The 21,367-nt window shown below is 61.3% G+C and carries 27 protein-coding genes and 1 pseudogene; 7 read left to right on the top strand and 21 right to left on the bottom strand.

Features of this window, described 5'->3' with window-relative positions; genetic code table 11:
* Nucleotides 1-56 precede the first annotated feature (56 nt).
* The 11 genes from rpsQ to rpsJ are packed head-to-tail and all read right to left on the bottom strand — an operon-like array spanning nt 57 to nt 5,225.
* A complete protein-coding gene (gene rpsQ / locus ACUY3D_RS10660; RefSeq protein ID WP_070683927.1) occupies nt 57-338 on the bottom strand; it encodes a 30S ribosomal protein S17 in 282 nt (93 codons plus the stop codon).
* A gap of 2 nt (nt 339-340) precedes the next feature.
* On the bottom strand, nt 341-571 hold the full coding sequence (gene rpmC, locus ACUY3D_RS10655) for a 50S ribosomal protein L29 (protein WP_005276944.1): 231 nt from the start codon (nt 569-571) through the stop codon (nt 341-343).
* On the bottom strand, nt 571-987 hold the full coding sequence (gene rplP, locus ACUY3D_RS10650) for a 50S ribosomal protein L16 (protein ID WP_070521748.1): 417 nt from the start codon (nt 985-987) through the stop codon (nt 571-573). Before rplP ends, rpmC begins: the two co-directional genes overlap by 1 nt.
* Before the next feature lie 3 nt (nt 988-990).
* Nucleotides 991-1,737 carry a 30S ribosomal protein S3 gene (rpsC, locus tag ACUY3D_RS10645; protein WP_070446580.1) on the bottom strand — a complete coding sequence of 249 codons (747 nt, stop codon included), beginning with the start codon at nt 1,735-1,737 and terminating at the stop codon, nt 991-993.
* Entirely contained in the window at nt 1,737-2,099 is a 363-nt protein-coding gene (gene rplV / locus ACUY3D_RS10640) for a 50S ribosomal protein L22 (RefSeq protein WP_010189645.1), read from the bottom strand. Before rplV ends, rpsC begins: the two co-directional genes overlap by 1 nt.
* Before the next feature lie 3 nt (nt 2,100-2,102).
* The gene (gene rpsS / locus ACUY3D_RS10635) at nt 2,103-2,381 is read right to left on the bottom strand and encodes a 30S ribosomal protein S19 (RefSeq protein ID WP_010189646.1); all 279 of its coding nucleotides are present in this window, start codon (nt 2,379-2,381) and stop codon (nt 2,103-2,105) included.
* Between the two features lie 13 nt (nt 2,382-2,394).
* The gene (gene rplB / locus ACUY3D_RS10630; protein WP_070563577.1) at nt 2,395-3,231 is read right to left on the bottom strand and encodes a 50S ribosomal protein L2; all 837 of its coding nucleotides are present in this window, start codon (nt 3,229-3,231) and stop codon (nt 2,395-2,397) included.
* A gap of 35 nt (nt 3,232-3,266) precedes the next feature.
* Nucleotides 3,267-3,569 (bottom strand): 50S ribosomal protein L23, encoded by a 303-nt coding sequence (rplW, locus tag ACUY3D_RS10625; protein ID WP_070521753.1) that lies wholly within the window; start codon nt 3,567-3,569, stop codon nt 3,267-3,269.
* Nucleotides 3,569-4,231, bottom strand: coding sequence for a 50S ribosomal protein L4 (gene rplD / locus ACUY3D_RS10620; protein ID WP_010189650.1), 663 nt, complete (start codon nt 4,229-4,231; stop codon nt 3,569-3,571). Before rplD ends, rplW begins: the two co-directional genes overlap by 1 nt.
* Complete coding sequence (gene rplC / locus ACUY3D_RS10615; protein WP_070521756.1) at nt 4,228-4,884, bottom strand: 50S ribosomal protein L3; 657 nt, start codon at nt 4,882-4,884, stop codon at nt 4,228-4,230. Before rplC ends, rplD begins: the two co-directional genes overlap by 4 nt.
* 35 nt (nt 4,885-4,919) lie before the next feature.
* Nucleotides 4,920-5,225 carry a 30S ribosomal protein S10 gene (rpsJ, locus tag ACUY3D_RS10610; RefSeq protein WP_003848085.1) on the bottom strand — a complete coding sequence of 102 codons (306 nt, stop codon included), beginning with the start codon at nt 5,223-5,225 and terminating at the stop codon, nt 4,920-4,922.
* Nucleotides 5,226-5,862: 637 nt separating this feature from the next.
* On the opposite strand from rpsJ, the gene ACUY3D_RS10605 reads away from it, so the two are divergent.
* The 7 genes from ACUY3D_RS10605 (at nt 5,863) to ACUY3D_RS10575 (ending at nt 10,118) form a co-directional block, all read left to right on the top strand.
* Entirely contained in the window at nt 5,863-6,360 is a 498-nt protein-coding gene (locus ACUY3D_RS10605; protein WP_070521759.1) for an Asp23/Gls24 family envelope stress response protein, read from the top strand.
* Nucleotides 6,361-6,412: 52 nt separating this feature from the next.
* The gene (locus tag ACUY3D_RS10600) at nt 6,413-6,667 is read left to right on the top strand and encodes a hypothetical protein (RefSeq protein WP_246816518.1); all 255 of its coding nucleotides are present in this window, start codon (nt 6,413-6,415) and stop codon (nt 6,665-6,667) included.
* 31 nt (nt 6,668-6,698) lie between these two features.
* A complete protein-coding gene (locus ACUY3D_RS10595; protein ID WP_010189668.1) occupies nt 6,699-6,893 on the top strand; it encodes a hypothetical protein in 195 nt (64 codons plus the stop codon).
* The gene (locus ACUY3D_RS10590; protein WP_448241100.1) at nt 6,893-7,795 is read left to right on the top strand and encodes an Asp23/Gls24 family envelope stress response protein; all 903 of its coding nucleotides are present in this window, start codon (nt 6,893-6,895) and stop codon (nt 7,793-7,795) included. Before ACUY3D_RS10595 ends, ACUY3D_RS10590 begins: the two co-directional genes overlap by 1 nt.
* A complete protein-coding gene (locus ACUY3D_RS10585) occupies nt 7,788-8,366 on the top strand; it encodes a DUF6286 domain-containing protein (protein WP_448241099.1) in 579 nt (192 codons plus the stop codon). Before ACUY3D_RS10590 ends, ACUY3D_RS10585 begins: the two co-directional genes overlap by 8 nt.
* Nucleotides 8,359-8,925 (top strand): Asp23/Gls24 family envelope stress response protein, encoded by a 567-nt coding sequence (locus ACUY3D_RS10580; RefSeq protein ID WP_448241098.1) that lies wholly within the window; start codon nt 8,359-8,361, stop codon nt 8,923-8,925. Before ACUY3D_RS10585 ends, ACUY3D_RS10580 begins: the two co-directional genes overlap by 8 nt.
* A gap of 92 nt (nt 8,926-9,017) precedes the next feature.
* The gene (locus tag ACUY3D_RS10575) at nt 9,018-10,118 is read left to right on the top strand and encodes an HNH endonuclease signature motif containing protein (RefSeq protein WP_448241097.1); all 1,101 of its coding nucleotides are present in this window, start codon (nt 9,018-9,020) and stop codon (nt 10,116-10,118) included.
* 286 nt (nt 10,119-10,404) lie between these two features.
* On the opposite strand, the gene ACUY3D_RS10570 is transcribed toward ACUY3D_RS10575, so the two are convergent.
* The 10 genes and pseudogenes from ACUY3D_RS10570 to ACUY3D_RS10525 all read right to left on the bottom strand — a co-directional run.
* Nucleotides 10,405-11,169, bottom strand: a complete 765-nt coding sequence (locus ACUY3D_RS10570) for a hypothetical protein (protein WP_448241096.1) — start codon at nt 11,167-11,169, stop codon at nt 10,405-10,407.
* Nucleotides 11,170-11,277: 108 nt separating this feature from the next.
* Entirely contained in the window at nt 11,278-12,468 is a 1,191-nt protein-coding gene (gene tuf, locus ACUY3D_RS10565; protein ID WP_070521778.1) for an elongation factor Tu, read from the bottom strand.
* A 367-nt stretch (nt 12,469-12,835) separates the two neighbouring features.
* Nucleotides 12,836-14,965, bottom strand: coding sequence for an elongation factor G (gene fusA, locus ACUY3D_RS10560; protein WP_070530489.1), 2,130 nt, complete (start codon nt 14,963-14,965; stop codon nt 12,836-12,838).
* Between the two features lie 310 nt (nt 14,966-15,275).
* Entirely contained in the window at nt 15,276-15,743 is a 468-nt protein-coding gene (gene rpsG / locus ACUY3D_RS10555) for a 30S ribosomal protein S7 (protein WP_070521784.1), read from the bottom strand.
* Between the two features lie 6 nt (nt 15,744-15,749).
* Complete coding sequence (gene rpsL / locus ACUY3D_RS10550; protein WP_005286791.1) at nt 15,750-16,121, bottom strand: 30S ribosomal protein S12; 372 nt, start codon at nt 16,119-16,121, stop codon at nt 15,750-15,752.
* 245 nt (nt 16,122-16,366) lie between these two features.
* Nucleotides 16,367-16,900, bottom strand: coding sequence for an isopentenyl transferase family protein (locus ACUY3D_RS10545; protein ID WP_255362890.1), 534 nt, complete (start codon nt 16,898-16,900; stop codon nt 16,367-16,369).
* Nucleotides 16,901-17,024: 124 nt separating this feature from the next.
* The gene (locus ACUY3D_RS10540; protein ID WP_070521805.1) at nt 17,025-17,774 is read right to left on the bottom strand and encodes an energy-coupling factor transporter transmembrane component T family protein; all 750 of its coding nucleotides are present in this window, start codon (nt 17,772-17,774) and stop codon (nt 17,025-17,027) included.
* A 19-nt stretch (nt 17,775-17,793) separates the two neighbouring features.
* Nucleotides 17,794-19,218 carry an ABC transporter ATP-binding protein gene (locus ACUY3D_RS10535; RefSeq protein WP_448241111.1) on the bottom strand — a complete coding sequence of 475 codons (1,425 nt, stop codon included), beginning with the start codon at nt 19,216-19,218 and terminating at the stop codon, nt 17,794-17,796.
* Nucleotides 19,219-19,277: 59 nt separating this feature from the next.
* Nucleotides 19,278-19,922 carry an ECF transporter S component gene (locus ACUY3D_RS10530; protein ID WP_101735805.1) on the bottom strand — a complete coding sequence of 215 codons (645 nt, stop codon included), beginning with the start codon at nt 19,920-19,922 and terminating at the stop codon, nt 19,278-19,280.
* Nucleotides 19,923-20,559: 637 nt separating this feature from the next.
* Nucleotides 20,560-21,367, bottom strand: a pseudogene (locus ACUY3D_RS10525) (hypothetical protein); the annotation flags it as partial.

Raw genomic sequence — 21,367 nt, 5'->3', positions numbered from 1 at the left:
AGAAAATGGCCCCCACGTAAACCGTGGGGGCCATTGATATCGAGGAGGGCTAGATTCTACTTAGCCTTCTCGACGATCTCGACGAGACGGAAGTGCTTGTCCTTGGACAGCGGGCGAGTCTCGGCGATGAGAACGCGATCGCCGATGCCGGCGGTCTCGTTCTCGTCGTGCGCCTTAACCTTCTTGTTAGTGCGCATAATCTTGCCGTAGAGGGCGTGCTGCTTGCGGTCCTCGAGCTCGACAACGATGGTCTTGTCCATCTTGTCGGAGACAACGATGCCGGTGCGGGTCTTGCGAGCGCCCTTTTCCTTCTTATTGTTCACGTTTGCCTCACTCATGATTAAGCCTCAGCTCCCGGAGCAACGGACAGGCCCAGCTCGCGCTCGCGCAGAACGGTGTAGATGCGGGCGATGTCGCGCTTAACCGTGCCGATGCGGCGGTTGTTGGTCAGCTGGCCAGTGGCCTTCTGGAAACGAAGGTTGAAGAGCTCTTCCTTCGCATCCTTCAGGCGGGTCTCCAGCTCAGCGTTGTCGAGCTCACGGAACTCGTGGGCGGGGGTACCGGTAGCCATTAGAACTGGTCCTCCTTCTTGATGATGCGGACCTTGCACGGAAGCTTCTGGCCAGCGCGGCGCAGAGCCTCGATGGCAACTTCGTCGTTCGGGTAGGTCATCTCGAAGAGGATGCGGCCCGGCTTAACGTTGGCAACCCACTTCTCGACGGGACCCTTACCGGAACCCATACGCACGCCGAGCGGCTTCTGGGTCAGGGGGCGGTCCGGGAAGATGTTGATCCACACCTTGCCACCGCGCTTGACGTGGCGGTTGATGGCAATACGTGCGGCCTCAATCTGGCGGTTGGTGATGTACGCCGGCTCGAGAGCCTGGATGGCGTAGTCACCGAAGTTGATGCGGTTACCGCCCTTGGACACACCCGAGCGGGTCGGGCGGTGCTGGCGACGGTACTTGACGCGCTTAGGAATCAGCATGGATTAGCCCTCCTGCTTCTGCTGTGCGCGCTGACGACGCTGGCCACCACGGCGCGAGCGACCGTTACGGTCACCGCGGCCACGGCCCTGCGCCGGAGCGTTCAGTTCGGACTCGCGCACGCCACCGACAACGTCACCCTTGTAGATCCACACCTTGATGCCGATGCGGCCGAAGGTGGTGTGGGCCTCTGCGGTGCCGTAGTCGATTTCGGCGCGAAGAGTGTGCAGCGGAACGCGACCCTCGTGGTAGCGCTCAACGCGAGACATTTCTGCACCGCCCAGGCGGCCGGACAGCAGAATCTTGATGCCCTTGACCTGCGGCTGGCGCATAGCGGACTGGATGGCCTTGCGCATTGCACGACGGAATGCGACACGGTTAACCAGCTGCTCCGCGATGGACTGCGCAACCAGGGTTGCGTTGGCGTCGACCTGCTTGACCTCGAGAATGTTGAGGGCAACCATCTTGCCGGTGAGCTTCTCCAGCTCGCGGCGGATGCGGTCAGCCTCAGCGCCGCGGCGGCCAATCACGATGCCCGGGCGGGCGGTGTGAATGTCCACGCGGACGCGGTCGCGGGTGCGCTCGATGACGACGTCGGCAATGCCGGCGCGGTCGAGGCCCTTCTCCAAGTACTCGCGGATCTTGATGTCTTCGGCTACGTAGTTTGCGTAGTCCTTATCGGCGTACCAGTGGGTCTTCCAGTCGGAAGTGATGCCCAAACGTAGGCCGTGAGGATGGATCTTCTGGCCCATTACTTGGCCCCTTCCTTCTGGCTCTCGACAACCACGGTGATGTGGCTGGTGCGCTTACGAATCATGAATGCGCGGCCCTGTGCGCGCGGCTGGAAACGACGCATGGTCGGACCCTCGTTGGCGTATGCCTCGGAGATGACCAGGGTGCGCGGATCCAGGCCGAAGTTATTCTCAGCGTTGGCAGCTGCGGATGCAACGACCTTGGCAACCGGCTCAGCGGCGCCCTGCGGAGCGTACTTCAGGATTGCAAGTGCCTCGGCTACGGATTTACCGCGGACCAAGTCGATGACGCGGCGTGCCTTCATCGGGGTAACGCGGACGTAGCGAGCCGTTGCGGATGCGGAGGTGATGGTGTCACTCATCGCTTATCGACGTCCCTTCTTGTCGTCCTTGACGTGACCCTTAAAGGTCTTGGTGGGTGCGAACTCACCGAGCTTGTGACCAACCATGGAGTCCTCGACGAACACCGGCACATGCTTGCGGCCGTCGTGGACGGCGAAGGTGTGACCGATGAAATCGGGCAGGATGGTGGAGCGGCGAGACCAGGTCTTGATGACCTGCTTGGTGCCGGCCTCGTTCTGAGCATCAACCTTGTTGAGGAGGTGCTCATCGACGAACGGGCCCTTCTTAAGGCTGCGTGGCATTGTTTACCTCCTCTTAGCGCTTCTTGTTCGGGCGACGACGGCGCACGATCATGTTGTTCGAGTAACGGTTCGGGTTGCGGGTGCGGCCTTCCTTGTGGCCCCACGGCGACACCGGGTGGCGACCACCCGAGGTCTTACCCTCACCACCACCGTGCGGGTGGTCGACCGGGTTCATAACGACACCGCGGACGGTCGGGCGGACGCCCTTCCAGCGCATACGGCCGGCCTTGCCCCAGCGGATGTTCATCTGGTCAGCGTTGCCAACCTCACCGACGGTGGCGCGGCAACGGATGTCGACGCGACGGATCTCGGAGGACGGCATACGCAGGATGGCGTACTTGCCTTCCTTACCCAGCAGCTGGATGGAAGCACCAGCGGAGCGAGCCAGCTTAGCGCCAGCGCCCGGCTTGAGCTCCACAGCGTGGATGGTGGTACCGGTCGGGATGTTGCGCAGCGGCAAGTTGTTGCCAACCTTGATATCTGCGTTCGCACCAGCCTCAACGATGGCACCCTGCTTCAGGCCCTTCGGGGCGATGATGTAGCGCTTCTCGCCATCTGCGTAGTGCAGGAGGGCGATGTTAGCGGTACGGTTCGGGTCGTACTCGATGTGAGCGACCTTTGCAGGGATGCCGTCCTTGTCGGTACGACGGAAGTCGATGAGACGGTAACGGCGCTTGTGGCCACCGCCGATGTGGCGGGTGGTGATGCGGCCGTAGTTGTTACGACCACCAGTCTTGCTCAGCGGGCGCAGCAGGGACTTCTCCGGGGTCGAGCGAGTGATTTCCTCGAACTCGGACACGGAGGATGCGCGGCGACCCGGAGTTGTCGGCTTGTACTTACGAATAGCCATAATTCTTCCTTTTCCTTTCGGCTCTTCGGTGGGGCTTAAGCGCCTGCGCCGAAGACGTCGATGGAGTCGCTGCCTTCACGGAGCGTCACGTAGGCGCGCTTGGTGGACTTACGCTGACCGAAACCGGTGCGGGTGCGCTTGCGCTTGCCTGCACGGTTCACGGTGTTCACGGAAGCAACCTGCACGCCGAAGATCTGCTCGACGGCATCTTTAATCTGGGTCTTGTTGGAGTCCGTGGAGACGTAGAACGTGTACACGTTCTGCTCCATGAGGCCGTACGACTTCTCGGACACAACCGGTGCGATGATGACGTCGCGCGGGTTAGCGAGCTTAGCCATTACTTCTCCTCCTTAGCTTCCTCGGCAGCGCCGGTAGCGCGCTCGACGAAGGTGTGCAGAGCCTCAACGGAGAACACAACGTCGTCCGAGTAGAGGACGTCGTAGGTGTTCAGCTGACCGGCGTCCAGGATCTGGACGTTCGGCAGGTTGTTGGCGCTGCGGCGAGCATTGATGTCCTCGCGGCCGATGACCAGAAGAACGTTCTTGCGGTCGGTGAGGCGCTCGATGAAGGCCTTGGCCTGCTTGGTGGACGGGGTCTGGCCCGGGACGAGCTCCTCAATGACGTGGATGCGCTCGTTACGTGCACGGTCAGACAGTGCGCCGTAGAGAGCAGCCTTGATCATGCGCTTCGGGGTGCGCTGGGAGTAGTCACGCGGGACCGGGCCATGCACGGTGCCGCCGCCGGTGTAGTGCGGAGCACGGATGGAACCCTGGCGGGCGCGGCCGGTGCCCTTCTGGCGGAACGGCTTGCGACCACCACCGCGGACCTCGCCGCGGGTCTTGGTCTTGTGGGTACCCTGACGAGCGGCAGCGAGCTGTGCGTTGACAACCTGGTGCATCAGAGCAATGGATGCCTCGGTGTCAAAGAGCTCGGCCGGCAACTCAACGGTGCCGTTGGTCTTACCGTCAGCGGTCTGGACGTCTAGCTTGAGGTTGCTCATGCGTGTGCACCGCCCTTCACTGCGGTCTTAACGGTGACGAGGCCACCGCGCGCACCCGGGATAGCACCCTTGATGAGCAGCAGGTTGGACTCGGCATCAATCTTCTGAATCTTCAGGTTCTGGGTGGTCACGCGGTCCTGGCCCATGCGGCCAGCCATGCGCTTACCCTTGAAGACGCGGCCCGGGAACGAAGCGCCACCGATGCCACCAACGCGGCGGTGAGCAGCCTGGTTACCGTGGGCAGCGCCCTGGCCTGCGAAGCCGTGGCGCTTCATGGCGCCGGCGTAGCCGTGACCCTTGGTGGTGCCGGTGACGTCAACGAAGGTCACGCCCTCGAAGATGTCCACCTTGACCTCCTGACCGACCTCGTATGCGGAGGTATCGTCCATGCGGATCTCAGCGACGTAGCGGCGCGGGGTCACGCCAGCCTTCTTGAAGTGACCAGCGGCCGGCTTGTTGGCCTTGCGCGGGTCCTTCTCGCCGAAGGCAATCTGGATGGCGTTGTAGCCATCGGTTTCCTTGGTACGGATCTGGGTAACCACGCACGGGCCAGCCTCGACGACGGTCACCGGCACAACGCGGTTCTCCTCGTCGAAGACCTGGGTCATGCCGAGCTTGGTGCCCAGAATTCCCTTGATCTCGTTTTCACTCATTGTTTGTTCTCCACCAAATACGTTGTGTCGATCGCTTACTGGATATTCACGTCGACGCTTGCCGGAAGGTCGATGCGCATCAGGGCGTCAACGGTCTTCGGGGTCGGGTCGAGAATGTCGATGAGGCGCTTGTGAGTGCGCATCTCGAAGTGCTCGCGAGAGTCCTTGTACTTGTGCGGAGAACGAATAACGGCGTATACGTTCTTCTCGGTTGGGAGCGGCACCGGGCCGACAACACGAGCACCCGTACGGGTAACGGTCTCGACGATCTTCTTAGCAGAAGCGTCGATGGCCTCGTGGTCGTAGGCCTTCAGCCGAATGCGGATTTTTTGTCCCGCCACGCTTATCCTCTTCCTCGCTTCCCCACTTTCACATACCCGGCCTATCCGGGGCGTGAAGCGGTGGGAAATTGCTTCTCGATTTCTCTATAACGTTGTCCGGGCTGGAAGCCATGGCTCAACGCCAGTTGTCTGACTGTCATGACGACCACGAGAGTGACTTAAGGCAAAGCCCAGAGTGCAGTGCTCGTGACGGGGTACAAGACCCGTAGTCAAAGTAAATAGGAAGAAGACTGGGGCGTTAGATCTCAACGATCCGCAACCAAAGTCTTATTCATATCCTGCCGCTGTTTATTTGCCATGCCCCTTCTCCGGTCCATCTTCTCGGGGTGTCTCTGCTCAAGCGCGGACCTAGCCCGATCGGATGACCTTCGCGTGCAGCTCTGGAATGAACTCCACAACAAAGGTGTCATGTTCGCCTTACCAGCAACAACGCCCTACAAGCTTGCGCCTGCGGCTACGTTGCTGTGTTAAAGCAACCCCTGTATTTAAGCACGTAACCTCGCGTTTTCCAAACTCCTGCCGAAACAGTGGGTAACATCACGTTTTGGGCAAGGATTGCCTCCCCGCCGCCCCGCGTTCTGCGTTCGGCGATAAGCTCGTGACGTAGGTACCAACTACACAACGAAAAGGATTGAGCATGGCTGAGAACACCACCCCCAAGGACGTTGCCGAGCAGAACACTCAGGCTGGCGACGCCACCCCGGCACCCGCACCGGAGCGCAACAAGAACCTGGAGACCGACTTCGGCACCACCCGCATCGATGACGTCGTCGTGTCCAAGATCGCCGGAATCGCCGCCCGCGAGGTCTCCGGTGTCGCTGCCCTCGGTGGCGGCGGCGCCCGCATGATGGGTTCCATCCGCGAATCCTTCGGTGCTTCCGAGGACGTGCGCCAGGGCGTCACCGTCGAGGTGAACAACGGCACCGCTTCCATTGATATCGCCATCATCGCCGAGTACGGCGTGGCCATCCACGAGCTCGCCGAGGCCATCCGCCGCAACATCATGAATGCGGTCGAGCGCATGACCGGCCTGAGCGTGGACCGCGTTGACGTCGTCGTCCACGACGTCAAGCTGCCGAAGGAAGAGCAGGATTCCACCGAGTCAGCCCCGGCGGTTACCCAGGGCCAGGCATAACGTGGCCCCTGCCGAGCTGACCCCCTCCATCGCGCAGTCCATAGTGGCGGCGGTGACGGATCTGAGGGGCGTCGCCAAGCTCTCGCCCGGCCGGTTCGGGGAGGTCGCGCTCCTGTTTCCCGGTGAGCGCATACACGGCATCCGCCGCCCCACCCCGCAGGATGACACGCACCTGGAGCTGCACGTCGTCGTTGATGTCAGCGCCGGCGTTCCGCTCGCCGAGCTTGGTGCCGCCACCCGCACCACCGTCCGCAACACCTGGCCCGCGGCGCGCCGCGTGGACGTTGTCTTCGACGACGCGGTGTAGAGGAACCGACACACAGAACTAAAGGAAAACCATGAAGAACTACACCTCCCTCGGCGTGATTGCCGGCTTGGTTCTGGCCTTTTTCATCTACCTCGGCGTGTGGTACGTCGCGCTCGCGGTGTTGCTTGCAGCCGTGGGCGGCGTGATCGGCGCACATTTCGACGGCCGCATCGACCTCACCGCGGTGTGGAAGGGCGTGGTCGGCCAGGATAGAGGCCGAGGCTAGTGAACACCGAATCTACCGGGGTCGCCCTCTTCGGGCGAACCCGCTTTTCTCTGCGCGCGATGGAGAAGGTTATTAACGCCGCCATTGCGAGCGTGCCGGGAACCGCGGCTGTCGACGCCAAACTAGCTGGCTTGGCCGGCCGCGCCTTTCCGCGCGTGATGGCGCAGATGGATCCGGATACGCAGATGGTCGCTGTCGACGTCGATATTGCCGTCTACTGGCCCTCCCCCGTCACCGACGTTGCGGCAGCCGTTCGCACGGCGATACGTGAGGCCGTGCGTGATTTCACCGGTTTCCGGACCACCCGCGTCAACGTCACCGTGGGTGGCGCCGTGGCAGGCGAACGCACGACTGCCTTGGCGGTCGAGACACGGGCGCCGCTGCCGGCGCAGATCCCCGCGATTGTGCCGGAGCGTGTCCTAAAGCCCATCACCACCGCGAACGGCGTGCCCGTGCGCCACATTGCGGCCCCACGCGAGGCTACGGTACGTGCTGTGGCGGCACCGGAGGGACCGCGGGTGCGTGGTGTTGCTACGCCATCCGAGGTTGCGGTTCGCACGGAAGGTTTCGGCCCTTCAGAGCAGCGCTACCACGAGCTGCGGCCAATTCGCACGGCAGCACCGCAGCCGCTGCGCGTTATCGCGGACCCCGCGCCCGTCGAAGTCCGCTCGGTAGCGTCACCCCAGGAGTTCGCGTTGCGCCGCATCACTACTCCCCGCCCGGTCCAACCGCGACACGTGGACGTTCCGCAGGCACCAGCGCTGCGCTCCCCGCACGCCGAGCCGCTCCAGCTGCGCCCGATTGAGATTCGGCCCTCGGCCGAGTTCACACGCCGGGTAGACGTCCCGCGCCCGGCGCCGCTGCGCGCCATCACGATCAACGAAGGAGGCCATTATGAGTGAGAACTCCCTGCCCGTTGGCTTTGGTCAACGCCCGAAGGCCTCCCCGCCGGCGCGCGGCTGGACCATCATCCTGGGCATCGTCCTGCTCGTCGCCGCCGTGGTCGTGGGGCGTGAGGCCTGGGTAGTGGGTGCCGATGAGGGCGCTGCGTCGTGGTTGCAGCCGTTCATCGATGTGATGTCCTCCCCGGAGATCCACGGGTGGATGCTGGTGGCCGGCGGCGCGGCGATCCTCATCGGACTGATTTTGTTGTGGGCTGCGTGTGCACCGCGGAAGACGACGCACGTGCGGATTGGCTCCGAGGATGCGTCGATGTGGTTGCGCGCGGTGGACATTGCGCGGGTGGCGTCGGCAACGGCGCGTCGGGTGCCAGGAACTACAGCAGCGCGCAGTAGGGCGCGGATCTCCGGGGACCAAGCGCGCATTACGGTGACTGCGACGGGCGATGCCGACGACGCGCAGCTTAAAGAGCGCGTAACTGAGGCGGTGACCGCGGCACTCGCGGCCATTACCCCGGCTCCGGACATCACCGTGGTGCTTGAGGATGAACAGGAGGAGATCGCTAATGTCTAAGGCGCTTGCCGGCGTGGACCGTACGATCCTTGCCATTGTGGGAGTCCTGCTCATTGCTCTGGGCGCGTGGCCGATCCTCATCCATTTCGATGTCGCTTTTGCCACATACCTGGCAACGTGGGTTGATCACGACACATGGGCGGGCTTGCCGGGGCAGAGTTGGTGGCCCTATGCGCTGGGCTTGGCGACGATTGTGTGCGCTCTAGCCGGTCTGTGGCTTGTAATCAGCAACCTGCGGCACCATCGGTTTAGCGCGGTATCTTCGGAGCAATCGAATGAGGAGGGAGCGATTAAAACTGAGATGTCCGCGATTGCGGGCGCAGTGGCGGATACCCTCGCTGAGATTGAGGGCGTGGAGAAGGTCTCGCGGCTCGTCGCCTACGACCGCTCGCGGCCGACTCTGCAATACGAGGTCCTGGCGGATCCCGATACCCCGCTCCTGCGGATTAAGGACGCCATTGAGGTCAACAACCGGGACTTCCGCGCGGCGTTCCCTGACGTGGATGTGGATACACGGTACAAGGTCCACTTCACGAAGGTGCGCAATGCTGTCGTCTAGATACCGCCTACCCTGCTCACAACACTGCCTGTGAGCAGGGTTTTCTTCTCTCCGGTTGCGGGGTTGCTGGTGCTGTTTTAGTCTCTGTGCCCATGGGGGATATCGAAACCTACATCCACCTACGCAACTCGGGGATTGCGCTGGTGGAGCATATACCTGGCACACCCGAAAAGCTCCGCGCGCTCGGCGCGGATGCCTCCGATGCCACCGAGCTTTCACAGCTGCACCAGGTGTACTTCGGCCCCACCCGCTTTACCGGCAAACAACGCAAAACCCGCCACGCAGCCCTTGCCCAACGCCACAGCCTGAGCACCCTCACACTGATTGAAACCTACGTTTCCAAAGTCAAGAAAACCCTCGATGCGTGGAACCTCCGCGCCAAACTCGCCGCCACACCCGCACACCGCATCCGAGCCGTTGCCACCGCACGGCTTAAAGAACTCACACGCAAAAGAACCGCTAAACCAGGCGTGCGCATCACCTACAGATCCGAAGGCCCTAATACGCTCTCCATTACTGACGATGCCACCACCATTGCCAACATGCGCGCAGCCTTAGAGTCCACCAACAACACCGACCTCCTTCAAGCCGCCAACGACATCTTCTTCAACCACGCAGGCGGTACAAAACCTGCCGTGCGCACCCAAGTCATCGTCACGTTGAACGAGTTGGACCAGATCATCAACGGCGACGGGGACGAGATCGAGCTCAACCTGACCAACGGCGCACGCATGAGCGGGGCAGAGTTTTTAACCCACAAGTTTGCCGAGATCGGCTACGCCACCATCGTCCACCCTATTGAAGGACCCATCGACACTTGGCGGCTCGAGCGTGCAGCCAACCTCAAACAACGCCTGACCCTCCACGCCGAATTCCACACCTGCTCAAGACCTGGATGTAACAAACCAGCTGATTACTGCCAAGTCCACCACCTCATCCCGTGGCAAGCAGGTGGCTACACCAACATCAAAAACCTGACCTTTTTGTGCGCCTACCACAACGGCATTAACGACGATGATCCGTCAAGGCCTACCGGGCGTGGCTACATGTACCGCCTTAATACCGGAGTTAGCTTCATCCCACCCTGGGGTGCACCAATTACCGCAATGCCGGAATACCAAGAAGCACTCGCCAGACTCAACGCCGAACGAGAAGCACAACGACCACCAAACCCACCACCCGACAGCAGCTAACACCCAACCACCAAACACAGAAAAGCGCCGGTAACCTGCAACAAAGGCGCTACCGATAAAAGAACCCGTCAGACAAAGCCATGCTGACGGGGATATCGGCGTTCCCTGGCCACGATTCACGTGCCGCCCGCCGGAGGTGGAGTTAAACCCTTAAAGACGAAAGATGGTTGACGGGAGCATCGGCGATCTAAAACGCGGACCAGCGTGTCATTGGCTATCTGCTTGGAATGCGCAGAAGTCCTGGCGTGAGCCCGGACAGGATTTGGGCGGGCTGAACAGGCGTCCGCTAGTAGGGCAAGACGGACTCGTTCCACGGCGCGGATTCAGCGAGGATGAGCTCCTTGATACACCCAAAAGTGTGCAACGTTCCCCGTGATAGTTGGACGCGAAGTGCTTTCCCAACTTCGCCCTCCTCGATGGTGTGCCACGAGAAGTCGGTTCGGATAAGCTCACGATTCTTGCGTTCAACAATGTGGATCCCATGGTCGAGGATTATGGTTTCGGCATCGGTACGAATGAACCACACCCGGTCCCCCACGCTACGGCGCTTGAGGCCGGTCAGGCTCCGATGGTCCTCCCGTAAGCGCGTAACGGACTCAACGACACCAAACCGATGCTCGAATCCTTCGGCATCAGAAATCACGAGCGGTCGTCCTGGCCCAACGGGCCGGAGGGCTGACACTGTCCACGCGACCGGCTGACCCCGCTGCCCGTCCTTCGATACCGGCCTCACCACCGCCACAGACGTCGCTTGTCGGCGCTGCTCCGCACTGCGGGGGGCCGCAATTGTAGGAGCTAGCGTCACGCGATGTGAGGGGGTGACGACCAGCCAGAGTCCTTCGGTGACGAGATTAGCGTCGAGAGGCACGAGCGGAGGGTGCACAGCCGCCATCGCCTCCAACCGCGCGGTGAGCTCGTCGTCAGGCACGCCCCAGCCGTAACCTTCAGCCGCCAACATGCCGAACAGCGTTCCCAGGGGAAGGTCCGGTTGGCCTTCCCACGCGGTGCGCAGAGCGGCGAGGGTCCGGTCAATGCGGGTTGGGTCGAACATGACTCTCAAGCCTAGTAGGCCCACGATCACCAAAGCCGCCCAACCCCATCAGGGATTGAGCGGCTCACAGACCTGCTAATCAGGAAGGGCCCTAAGCCCTAGCAAGAATTAGTCCAGGATCTTGGTAACGCGGCCAGCGCCGACGGTACGGGAGCCCTCGCGGATAGCGAAGCGCAGGCCCTCGTCCATAGCGACCGGCTGGATGAGCTCTACGGACATCTCAACGTTGTCGCCCGGCATAACCATCTCGGTGCCCTCAGGCAGCTTGATGACGCCGGTAACGTCGGTGGTGCGGAAGTAGAACTGCGGACGGTAGTTGTCCATGAACGGGGTGTGGCGGCCGCCCTCTTCCTTCTTCAGGACGTAGACGGAACCCTCGAACTTGGTGTGCGGGGTGTAAGCGCCCGGCTTGATGACAACCTGGCCACGCTCGACGTCCTCACGCTTGGTACCACGCAGAAGCAGACCACAGTTGTCGCCAGCCTCGGTGTAGTCCATCATCTTGCGGAACATCTCGATACCGGTAACGGTGGTGGAGGTAGCCTTGTCGCGGATACCGATGATCTCAACGTCCTCGTTGACGTTCAGGGAACCACGCTCAACACGGCCGGTAACAACGGTACCGCGGCCGGTAATGGTGAAGATGTCCTCGATCGGCATCAGGAACGGCTTGTCCAGCTCGCGCTCCGGATCCGGGATGGAGTCATCGCAAGCCTGCATCAGGTCAACGATGGACTGTGCCCACTTCTCGTCACCCTCGAGAGCCTTGAGAGCGGAGATGTGAACGATCGGAGCTTCCTCGTCGTAGTCCTGCTCGGCGAGCAGCTCGCGGATCTCCATCTCGACGAGCTCGATGATTTCCTCATCGTCAACCATGTCGCACTTGTTCAGTGCAACGAGGATGTACGGAACGCCAACCTGGCGAGCGAGGAGCACGTGCTCACGGGTCTGCGGCATCGGGCCATCGGTTGCAGCAACAACCAGGATGGCACCGTCCATCTGAGCAGCGCCGGTAATCATGTTCTTGATGTAGTCGGCGTGGCCCGGGGCGTCCACGTGTGCGTAGTGGCGCTTCGGGGTGGAGTACTCAACGTGGGAGATGTTGATGGTAATACCGCGCTCCTTCTCCTCAGGAGCCTTGTCGATCATGTCGAAGGCGAAAGCGGTGTTCTCCTCCGGGTAAGCGTCAGCCAGAACCTTGGTGATCGCTGCGGTGGTGGTGGTCTTGCCGTGGTCGACGTGTCCGATGGTGCCGATGTTCACATGCGGCTTCGTACGCTCGAACTTCTCCTTTGCCACTGTTTGTCCTCCTGGACTCTATGGCGGCTACGTATTTCGCAGCCACGTGGTTTGTATTGCCATTGGCACTTCGAGCCGAAGCTCATAAGCGCTAATGACGCTTTCTTACGTGCCAGTTACACGATCCTAGATTTATGCCGCAGTTTTTTCAAACTGCCCAAATAGGAGGTAACCCCGCCCATCAGGTGCGGACGTTGACCCTCGACAAGAATCAATTTAAAGGATCCTGGGAGGGTAACGGCCGGCTCAACGCGCAAAATGTTTACGCACTCAGCGGACCGCTACCTCCCCAGCGCTGGGGCTGGTGCCTACTGGCGAAGACTACCAGCCCCACAAGGCAGGGAGTCCATCGGACCCCCCTTAAACCTTAGGCCTTGGCGCCGGTGCGCTCCTCGATGATGGCCTGTGCCACGGAGGACGGAACCTCAGCGTAGGAATCGAAGACCATGGTGAAGTTTGCACGGCCTGCGGTGGAAGAACGCAGGTCACCGATGTAGCCGAACATCTCGGACAGCGGAACCTTAGCCTTAACCACCTTGGCGCCGGAGCGATCCTCCATGGCGAAGACCTGGCCACGACGGGAGGAAATGTCACCGTTAACGGTGCCCATGTACTCCTCCGGGGTGACGACCTCAACGGCCATGATCGGCTCGAGCAGAACCGGCTTAGCCTTGGCGACGGCCTCCTTGAGGACCTGAGAACCGGCCAGCTTGAAGGCCATCTCAGAGGAGTCGACGTCGTGGTAAGCGCCGTCCTCGAGGGTGGCCTTGATGTTCACCAGCGGGAAGCCAGCGACGAAGCCGTACTGCATAGCGTCCTGGATACCAGCGTCGACGGACGGGATGTACTCCTTCGGAACGCGGCCACCGGTGACGGCGTTCTCGAACTTGTAGGTTGCGGACTCGCCCTCTTCCAGCTCTTCCGGATCCGGGTTGTAAGGCTCGATGGTGACGATGACCTTTGCGAACTGACCGGAACCACCAGTCTGCTTCTTGTGGGTGTAGTCCAGGGACTCGACCTTCTTGCGGATGGTCTCGCGGTAGGCAACCTGCGGGTTACCGATGTTTGCCTCAACCTTGAACTCGCGCTTCATGCGGTCCACCAGGACGTCGAGGTGGAGCTCGCCCATGCCGCCGATAACGGTCTGGCCGGTCTCTTCGTCGAGCTCGACAGTGAAGGTCGGGTCCTCGGCAGCCAGCTTCTGAATAGCGGTACCCAGCTTCTCCTGGTCGGCCTTGGTCTTCGGCTCGATGGAGACCTTGATAACCGGGTCCGGGAAGTCCATGGACTCCAGGATGATCTGGTTGTCCTTGTCACACAGGGTGTCACCGGTGGTGGTTTCCTTCAGACCAATGACGGCGTAGATGTTGCCGGCATCCGCCTGCTCCACCGGGTTCTCCTTGTTGGCGTGCATCTGGAACAGCTTGCCGATGCGCTCCTTCTTACCCTTGGTGGAGTTCATAACCTCGGTGCCCGGCAGAACCTGGCCGGAGTACACGCGGGTGAAGGTCAGCTGACCGAAGAACGGGTGAGCAGCAATCTTGAAGGCCAGTGCGGAGAACGGGGATTCCACGGACGGCTTACGGGTGATGACCTCATCCTCGTTGCCCACAGCGTGGCCGGTGATCTCACCGACGTCGAGCGGGTTCGGGAGGTAGGCTACGACGGCGTCGAGAAGCGGCTGGATGCCCTTGTTGCGGTAAGCGGTACCACACAGGACCGGGTAAATCTCAGAGGCGACGGTCATCTTGCGGATGGCGGTCTGGATTTCTTCCTTGGTCAGCTCCTCGCCACCAAAGTACTTCTCCATGAGGGCCTCGTCGGACTCAGCAACGGCCTCGAGCAGCTTCTCGCGGTACTCCTCGGCCTTCTCCTGCAGGTCGGCCGGGATCTCCTCGATGGTGGGCTCAGCGCCGGTCTCGACCTTGCCGCGCCAGGTCACGGCCTGCATGTCGATGAGGTCGACGACGCCGTCGAAGTCATCCTCAGCGCCGATCGGCAGCTGCAGAACCAACGGCTTAGCGCCGAGGCGGTCGATGATGGTCTGGACGGTGAAGTAGAAGTCCGCACCCATCTTGTCCATCTTGTTGACGAAGCAGATACGCGGAACGTCGTACTTAGCGGCCTGACGCCACACCTGCTCGGACTGCGGCTCGACGCCTTCCTTACCGTCGAAGACGGCAACAGCACCATCGAGAACACGCAGGGAGCGCTCCACCTCAACGGTGAAGTCAACGTGGCCCGGGGTGTCGATGATGTTGATCTGGTTGTTCTTCCAGAAACAGGTAACGGCGGCGGACGTAATGGTGATGCCGCGCTCCTTCTCCTGCTCCATCCAGTCGGTGGTGGAAGCACCGTCGTGGGTCTCGCCGACCTTACGGTTGATGCCGGTGTAGAAGAGAATACGCTCAGTCGTAGTGGTCTTACCAGCATCGATGTGAGCCATGATGCCGATGTTGCGGACCTTGTTCAGGTCCTTAAGCACTTGTTGTGCCACAGTAAATACCCCAACTTAATTGTCGTCGACGCCCGAGCCAGCTTGTGACCGACTCACATAAAATGACGTCTTCATGGATAGGTCTTGGTCTATTTTGCCACGTCCAGGCTTTCGCGTCAGCGTGAGGTCGCAGGGCTTTAAGCCCTACGCCATAAAAAATGGCCCGAACAACGCTATTAAGGTTTAGATTCCGCACCGACTAGCGTGCGCTGCTCCGCCGAAGGGAGCGCGTGCACGCACTGTCAGCGCAGGTAAACGATGATATCGCTGTTCGAGCCATAATGCCGTGTGGCGGGTTATACCGCAGGTATTACCAGCGGTAGTGGGCGAAGGCGCGGTTGGCCTCAGCCATCTTGTGAGTATCCTCACGACGCTTAACGGAAGCGCCCAGGCCGTTGGATGCATCGAGAATCTCGTTTGCGAGGCGCTCGATCATGGTGTTCTCACGACGCTGGCGGGTGAAGGTCACCAACCAACGCAGAGCCAGGGTGTTGGAACGGGCGGGCTTAACCTCAACCGGGACCTGGTAGGTAGCGCCACCAACACGACGGGAGCGAACCTCGAGGTCCGGACGGATGTTGCCCAGGGCCTTCTCCAGGGTGCCGACCGGATCGGTGCCGGTCTTCTCGCGGCAAGCCTCGAGAGCACCGTAGACGATGCGCTCAGCGGTGGACTTCTTGCCGTCCTGGAGGATCTTGTTGACGAGCATGGTGACCTGCTCGGAGTTGTAAACCGGGTCCTTAACTACAGGACGCTTCGGTGCAGCATTCTTACGCATTGTTGATTACTGTCCCTTCTTTGCGCCGTAGCGGGAACGAGCCTGCTTACGGTCCTTCACGCCCTGGGTATCCAGTGCGCCGCGGATAATCTTGTAGCGAACACCCGGGAGGTCCTTCACACGACCACCGCGGACGAGCACCATGGAGTGCTCCTGCAGGTTGTGGCCCTCGCCCGGAATGTAGGCGGAAACCTCGATACCGGAGGTCAGGCGCACACGGGCAACCTTACGCAGAGCCGAGTTCGGCTTCTTCGGGGTGGTGGTGTACACGCGGGTGCACACGCCACGGCGCTGCGGGGAGCCCTTCAGGGCGGCCGTAGCAACCTTGGCCTTCTTGTCGTGGCGGCCCTTGCGGACCAGCTGCTGAATAGTTGGCATAAATCTAGTCTTTCTCTATGACTTCGGCTTGAACTGACCGCTTGACTCGCCCAAACATGCAAAAATAGGGGCTCTTCTCCGGGGCCCTACCGCATGTCCAGAACGCTCCTCAACCAGATGCCGGCTGAGATGTCGATCAGACTTTTCATCCATAAAGATGAAACCTTGGACAGACTACCACCGGCGCGCTGATCTGCCCAAATCCGGCCTGTGGCTCCCCCAGTTGCCTCAGTAACCGGCGCGTACTAGCGCCACTCCCAGGTCAGGTCCGCGTCTACTGCGCGCTCGGCAAAGTGCTCTTTTTCCTGCCGCTCCCACGTTTCGAACCACTCTTCATAACCGGGGTCACGCTCGAGGGCGCGCTCGCGGCGCTTCTCGCGTGGGCCGTCGATGTGCACGGTTACCACGCAGCCGCGCTGCTTGGCGACGTCCACGGTGGCCCCAGTGACTGAACCCACGCCCTCGACGATCAGATCATCGCGCTCATCCACGCTGGCCCAATCCTTCGGCGCGTTGGCCTCCCAATCCCAGCGCCAGTAGCCCGGGTTATTCTCCCGCAGCACTTGCTCCGCCACCATGGCGGAGCCTTCTTCCAACCCGTGCCAGCCGGGGTAGAACTCGTCCAGGTGGACTACCCGCCACCCGGTACGCTCCGCCAGGGCCGCAGCGGTCCAGGTCTTGCCGGCGCCGGAGGGGCCGTCGATAAGCACGGTGACCGGGCGCATCGGGCGCTTGCGCGCTGCCGCGAGCGACAGCACATCGTTTAAGAGCCTGTCCATCTCTGCGGCGTGAGTTTGGGCAGTGTCCTTACCGCCTTCCCGATGGTCCGTGCGGTCCGTGTCCTGCATGTGTTCTTTCACCACTTCTGGGTACGTCTAGCGTGCAGCGTTGCGAGAGTTCGTCCTAGAGTCCGAAGAATCTCCAGGACCCACTGAGAACCGAAACTACCACCGGTAGCGCCGCGAGGCCGGCTCCCACCACCATGGCTAGCCAGTCCCGCGCGACTAGGCGGGAGGGCCGCGCCCACGTGCGCTGGCCACCGCCCGGCGGGGTGCGGCCAAACCCGCGCGCCTCCATCGCCGTGGCCAACTTGCCTCCGCGGCGCAGGGCTAACACCAACAACCCGAAGGACATGGTGATGAGGTGCTTGATGCGGCCTTGGTCGCTCAGCCCACGCGCGCGCCGCGCCATGGCGAGGTACTGCCAGTCGGATTTGAACAGCGTCATCATGCGCACCCCGGCCACCGCCCCGATGACAAACCGGGAGGGCAGCTTGAGGATCTGGGAGAGGGCGTCGCCAAGCTCCGTCGGGTCAATATCCCGCGCCAACACCACCATGGGCAGCGCCACCGCCAGAACGCGCAGGGTGATGGCGAGGGCCAGCTCCAGCGAGTTATCCGTGACCGTCATCAGCCACCAGCTGAAGTACTCCCGCCCGCCGGGCTCGCCATAGAGCAGCATCGAGATTCCCGACAGCGGCGCGATAAGAAAGAGGAACCAGCCGGCTTTAAACAACCGCGTCCACGACACCCCACACAGCGGCGCGAAGAGCAGCGTCATTCCCAAGGACACGGCCGCAGAGACCCAATCCACGGAGAGCAACAAGGGCGTAACCCACACGAACATCAGGAAGATGCGCGTTAGCGGATTCATCCCGCGCAAAAGATTTGTACTAGCCACGGCTCACCTCCACTCGGTGGTCACCCAACGCAGAAATGAATAACGGATCATGGGTCACCGAAGCAATCGTCGTCCCCTCATCCGCCATGCGCCGCAGCAACCACACCAACTCGGTAAAGGTGTGGGGATCTTGGCCGAAGGTGGGCTCATCAAGGAGCAGCACCTCGGGTGCAGTGACCAACGCCGTGGCCACGGACAGCCTGCGCTTCTCCCCTCCGGACAGCGTAAACGGGTTGGCGTTGAGCACATGCCCCAGGCGCAGCGACTCCACGAGCTGATCAATCCGCTTCTCTGGCACCTCGCGACACATGACCCGCGGTGCCACGCGCAGCTCCTCCGCCACCGTGCGGGCGACGAACTGGTGCTCGGGGTTCTGGAAGACGAACCCAATGCGGTCCGCCAACTCCCGGGACTTCCACGTCAACGGCGAGCCCTTCAGCCCCCGCCGCACGTACTCTGCCACACCAATCTCCCCTGACTTTGCGGGAAGCAGCCCCGCCACCGTCATCAGCCACGTGGTCTTGCCCGCACCATTCGGCCCGGTAATCACCGTGGATTTCCCCCGCGGCAACGCGTAGCTGCGCGGCGGCCCGAAGCGGGTGACCAAGTCGGTGCTCCACAGCGCCGCCGATTCCGGCACTCCCCCAGCGCTGCTTGGCGACGTCTCCCCGTCCCCCCGCGCCTGCGGCAGGCCGATCACCGAACGCTGAGCGACAACGCTATCCACCGGACCGTCAGCGACGATGCGCCCGTCCTTGAGCTCAATCGCGCGGTCGAGTACCCCTTCCCACGCCGCGTGTTGATGCTCGACCACGATGAGAGTCGCGCCGGTGCGCTCCACCATGGTGGACACCGCCTCGATGACTTCCAGCGCGCCTTCTGGGTCGAGGTTCGCAGTGGGTTCATCGAGCAGCACCATGCCCGCCCCCATCGCAATAACACCAGCTAAAGCTAGGCGCTGCTTCTGCCCTCCGGAGAGACGCTCCGTGGGGAACGACAAGTCAACATCAGGACCCACCATCGATAGCGCCGCAGACACCCGCTGCCAAATCTCAGGACGCGGATAAGCCAGATTCTCGCAGCCAAAGGCCACGTCATCACCAACGCGTGCAGCAATGACCTGCGAGTCTGGGTCCTGCAGCACCAGCCCCACCGGGATCGTGCGCCCTGGCGGCTCCACATGACCGGACGCATCCTCCAACAAGATCTCGCCGACTCGCGTACCTTCATCATCCCCGCCGAGCACACCCGCTATGGCCGCGAGCAGCGTGGACTTTCCTGAACCGGAATCACCACACAGCAGCACCTTCTCCCCCGGCTCAACCACAAGGTCGATATCCGCCAGCGCCGGCGCACGCCTACCCGCATGCGTCCAGCCATAGCCGCGGGCGACAAGTTTGGTTGCCCCCGTTGACATACCTCCTGGCACACCCGCACCGCCGCCGGGCCCCACACCCATGTTCTTCATGAGCGGTGCTAGGCGCTGTGCTGTTCGCGGCCGACTGCGAAGCGGTCTAGGGCGCCGGTCTTGGCCAACGCGTTGACGACAACATAGCCCACAGCACCCGCCAAAATGGCTCCAGAGATGCTCAGCGTCACCAGGTAGATGAGGTTGAATTGCAGGGTCTTGCCCAAGTTTCCGGAAGTAAACAGCTCCAGCACGAACGCACCCCAGCCAGCGGCCATGCCGCCAAGCATCGCAATGACTAGACCAAAACGGCGGTACAGGAAGATAGCCAACACAATCTCCACGCCTATGCCTTGCGCGATACCGGAGTACACCGTGCTCGGGCCCCATTGGGATCCCAGCACCGCGGACACGATGGCTGCCAGCAGTTCCACGTAGAGCGCCGCGCCCGGCTTACGGATAATCAGGCCACCGATGACGCCACCAATCAACCAGATACCAGTAGCGATGCCTCCCAGCCCCGGGGTCAGCGCGTCCATGGCCTCGAACCAGGCGTATCCCACCGTGTTCCATACCAGGAACACGAAACCGCACGCCACGCCCAGCACGGAGGCCACGACGATGTCAACGATGCGCCAATTCAAGCTGCGCGGTGCAGCAGCACCAGCCGCAGATGCTCCATCAACGAATCCACCATGAGATACAGAGTTCATTTTCCTCCCTTTCGCCGGCATTATCCGGATCAGGTTCGACGGTTTGCCGCTGCAGCGCGACATCTCAGCCTCCCCGCACAACGACGCTGCGACCCCCAAATGAATGACTTGGGGATAAACGCAGTGAAGGTATACGAGGATGCACCCGTGACGATGTTTATTTTTCGTTTATGCATAGCCGCCGGGTTCCAAAAAGCAGCGGCTCAGCACGCTTAATAAGCCTTTATAAGCACCGTTAGCTTAGCAAGCCACAGCTAAGAGGGCACATCTACCTCTGCCGGAAGAGAGAGCTGCACCGAGCAGAAAAACGAACGTACCCCGCCGCGTCCTCTGACCTACGCGACGGGGTAGCTGCACACCGACGTCGAAAACCCCGGCGGCCATGAGCCTTTGCTCGAATCAGCTTAAGGAAAGGCAAAGCTTCGGCAAAGACCCAAGACTAGGGAAATAACTTAATGCATTTCGGAATTATCGAACAAAGTAACTCGAGCTCTAACGAAGAGCTAGATGGAGCAGGCCACGCCGTCGAAGTCAAGACCGCGACCGCAGTGCCCCACTCCATCACTCTCGAGTTGGAGGGGAGGTTAACGCACCTCCCTAGGCGGTGGTTTTAGAGGAACCACATCCTGTGACGCTCCTACTTGGAGGAACCTGTGGAAGAGCCTCCACCAGCACCTGGTGCACACGCATCAGCAATAAGGCCGATAGCCAGAGCACCAGCAGCAATCAGAGCCACAGCACCAGCAACCTGCTGATACTCAGCACCGAAGCGCTTCAGCTGCGCATCGATACCAGCAACCTTGCCAGCCAGCGGACCATTAAACACACCAGCCTGCTTCTGCAGCTGAGTATTCAGATCCTGAATCTGCTTGTTAATCGGAGCAACAAAGTCCTTCAGACCCGGAATATTCATCTGGGAAGCCAGACCAACCGGAATCAGGAACAACAGCGGGATACCAACACCCAAACCAGTGTTGATGCAACGCTGGGACAGGTTAGACGACAGGTCAGAGGAACCAGATCCATCGGACGAAGCACCCGGCTTCTCAACCTCAACGACTACCTTGTCGATCTCCTTGCCGTCCTTGTCCTTGACAACAACGACGACCTTGTCACCAGGCTTAGCGCCCTTATCGACGTCGACAATCAGCTTGCCGTCCTTATCGATTTCAGCCTTACCCGGACCCTCGGTCTCAACGGTGGTGCCGTCTTGCACCTTGCCACCGTTATTCGGGATCTCAACCTTGTCACCAGGCTTACCGGAGTCGTCCTTCCAGTCAGGGTTCTCAGAAGGCTTCTCAACCTCAACGACTACACGGTCGATCTCCTTGCCGTCCTTGTCCTTGACAACAACGACGACCTTGTCACCAGGCTTAGCGCCCTTATCGACGTCAACAATCAGCTTGCCGTCCTTATCGATTTCAGCCTTACCCGGACCCTCGGTC

Source organism: Corynebacterium guaraldiae, assembly GCF_053480195.1.
The sequence above is the reverse complement of the archived record's forward strand: the minus strand, read 5'-3'. Positions and strand labels throughout refer to the sequence as shown.